Here is a 2,968-nt window from a genome sequence, read left to right as displayed (position 1 = left end):
TGGCTGACCCACCGCCATCGCAGGCAAGCCAGCTCCCACATTTGACCGAGGTGACTGAGGTGTTTGGGCTATTTCAGGCCCAGGCGCTTGGCCATGCGGCCCAGGTTGGCGCGGTCCAGGCCGAGTTCGCGGGCGGCGCCGGCCCAGTTGTGCTGATGGCGCTCCAGGCAAGCGCTGATCACCTGGCGCTGATAGTGTTCGGTGGCCTGGCGCAGGTCGCCGGTGACGACGGGGAGCGCTTCAGCCTGGGTTTCGGGCACCGGCGGCGCGCTCGCATCGGGCAGGTCGAGGTCCTGAGCACTCAAACTCAAGATCTTCGGGCGTTCGCGACAGTTACCCAGTGCTTTCAGCGCGCTGCGCCCGATCAAATGTTCCAGCTCTCGCACGTTGCCCGGCCAGTTGTAGGCCAGCAGTGCGGTTTGCGCGTCGCTGGTCAGGCGCAGGCTGCCCAGGCCCATGCGCGAGCGGTTCTGTTCCAGGAAGAAGCCGGCCAGCAGCAACACATCGCGGCCACGCTCACGCAGCGCCGGCACTTGCAGCGGGTACACGCTCAGGCGGTGGTAGAAGTCGGCGCGGTAGCGGCCATTGCGCACTTCTTCGGCGAGGTCGCGGTTGGTCGCAGCGATCAGGCGCACGTCCACTTGGTGTTCCTTGTCCGAGCCCAGGCGCTGCAATTGGCCGCTTTGCAGCACGCGCAGCAGTTTGGCCTGCACGCTCAGTGACAACTCGCCGACTTCGTCCAGAAACAAGGTGCCGCCATTCGCCAGCTCGAACTTGCCCCGGCGCTCATTCAGCGCGCCGGTAAACGCGCCGCGTACGTGGCCGAACAGCTCGCTTTCCACCAGGGTTTCCGGCAGGGCGGCGCAGTTGAGGCTGATCAGCGGTTTGTCGGCACGCGGTGACGCCGCGTGGATGGCTTGGGCGACCAGCTCCTTGCCCACGCCGGTTTCGCCGGTGATCAGCACGGTCAGGTCACTGCCGCCCACCAGCTTGATTTCCTCCACCAGGCGCTTGTGAGTCTTGCTCTGGCCGATCATTTCCTTGTGCTGCTGGCCGCTGGCCTGGCGGTAGATCTCGGCGCGCTGGTGTTCATCTTCGGCGCGCAACGCCAGGCGCTCTATGCGTTCGGCCACATTGACCGTGGCGGCGGCGAGGCTGGCGAAGGCTTGCAGGGCGTCCAGCTCAACCCGCTCAAAGCGCTCGGTATCGAGGGCGTCGAGGGTCAGCAGGCCCCAGGCGCTGTCGTCGATGAACAGCGGGCACCCCATGCAATCGTGCACTTCCAACTGGCCGTGCAGGCCATCCACCAAGCCGTCGTAGGGGTCGGGCAGTTCGCTGTCGCTGTCAAAACGCGTCGGACCGGGGCTGCTCAGCAAGGCCTCAAAGCGCGGGTGCTCGCTGACCTTGAAGCGCCGGCCGAGCGTGTCGGGGCTCAGGCCATCCACGGCCAGCGGCACCAGCCACTCGCCATCCAGGCGCAACAGCGCGGCGGCATCGCAGGGCAGCAGGGCGCGCATGGCTTGTAGCAGGCGCCGGTAACGCTCGCCTTCGGGCAGCTCGCGGGACAGGTCGGCGACCAGGGGCAGCAGGGTGGTGAGCAGTGATTGCGCAGTCATAAAGACTCCTTGTAGTCCTTATGACTATAAGGCGTAGGAAGTCATACTGACTACATAATATTTAAGCTGTTGAAAAATAACGATTAATTACTTGGCATGAATACTGAGTATGTAAAGGCAATCCGTTAAAAGACCCAGGAGTCTGCCATGCTTAGTGCCCAAGACCGTGCCATTGTCAAATCCACTGTGCCGCTGCTGGAAAGCGGTGGCGAAGCGCTGATCACCCACTTCTACCGCATGATGCTCAGCGAGTACCCGCAAGTTCGCCCGCTGTTTAACCAGGCCCACCAGGCTTCTGGCGATCAGCCGCGCGCCCTGGCCAATGGCGTGCTGATGTATGCGCGGCATATCGACCAGTTGGACCAGTTGGGCGACCTCGTGGCCAAGATCATCAACAAGCACGTGGCCTTGCAGATTCTGCCGGAGCATTACCCGATCGTTGGCGCCTGCCTGCTGCGCGCCATTTCCGAAGTGCTCGGCAGCGAGATCGCGACGCCCGAAGTGATGAGTGCCTGGGGCGCCGCGTACGGCCAGTTGGCAGACATCCTGATCGGCGCCGAAACCGCCATCTACGACGAAAAAGCCCAGGCCCCGGGTGGCTGGCGCGGTGCGCGGCCCTTCGTGTTGGTCAAACGCGTGGAAGAGAGCGACGAGATCATCTCCTTCTATTTCGCCCCGGTGGACAACGGCCCGATCCTGGCGGCCGCGCCGGGCCAATACATCGGCATGAAGCTGGTGCTCGATGGCGAAGAAGTGCGCCGCAACTATTCCTTGTCGGCCCTGAGCGATGCGGGCCTGTACCGCATCAGCGTCAAGCGCGAAGCCGGTGGGCGGGTGTCCAACTACCTGCATGACCAGATGCACGTCGGCGCGACCCTTGACCTGTTCCCGCCGTCGGGCGAGTTCACCCTGGCCGCCAGCGACAAACCGCTGGTGCTGATCAGCGGCGGGGTGGGCATCACGCCGACGTTGCCGATGCTTGAAGCGGCTTTGGCGACTCAGCGGCCGGTGCACTTTATCCACTGCGCGCGTAATGGCGGGGTGCATGCCTTCCGTGACTGGGTGGACGCCCTGGCGGCCAAGCACCCGCAGCTCAAGCGCTTCTATTGCTATGCCGAAGACGACGGCGTGAGCCCTGCGGCGGACAACGTTGGTCTGCTCAGCCAGGAACAGCTGGCGGCGTGGTTGCCGGAACAGCGCGACCTCGACGCCTACTTCCTCGGCCCTAAAGGCTTCATGGCGGCGATCAAGCGCCACCTCAAAGCTTTGGGTGTGCCGCAGAAGCAGGCGCGTTATGAGTTCTTCGGCCCGGCGTCGGCGCTGGAATAACTCCCCCAGAAATAACACCGTGC

At 64.0% G+C, this 2,968-nt stretch carries 2 protein-coding genes; one reads left to right on the top strand and one right to left on the bottom strand.

Annotated elements, in window-relative coordinates; translation table 11 throughout:
- Positions 1 to 68 precede the first annotated feature (68 nt).
- Positions 69 to 1,616 carry a nitric oxide reductase transcriptional regulator NorR gene (gene norR, locus WBB95_RS22715; RefSeq protein WP_424489616.1) on the bottom strand — a complete coding sequence of 516 codons (1,548 nt, stop codon included), beginning with the start codon at positions 1,614 to 1,616 and terminating at the stop codon, positions 69 to 71.
- A 147-nt stretch (positions 1,617 to 1,763) separates the two neighbouring features.
- Here norR and hmpA point away from each other — a divergent pair, with 147 nt between their 5' ends.
- Positions 1,764 to 2,945: an NO-inducible flavohemoprotein gene (gene hmpA, locus WBB95_RS22710; RefSeq protein ID WP_424489615.1), complete on the top strand. Its 1,182-nt coding sequence runs from the start codon at positions 1,764 to 1,766 to the stop codon at positions 2,943 to 2,945.
- Positions 2,946 to 2,968 lie beyond the last annotated feature (23 nt).

Origin of the sequence: Pseudomonas sp. (assembly GCF_049645325.1) — a bacterium.
In the GTDB taxonomy this organism is placed as follows: domain Bacteria; phylum Pseudomonadota; class Gammaproteobacteria; order Pseudomonadales; family Pseudomonadaceae; genus Aquipseudomonas.
This window is presented reverse-complemented; position numbering and strand designations above follow the sequence as displayed.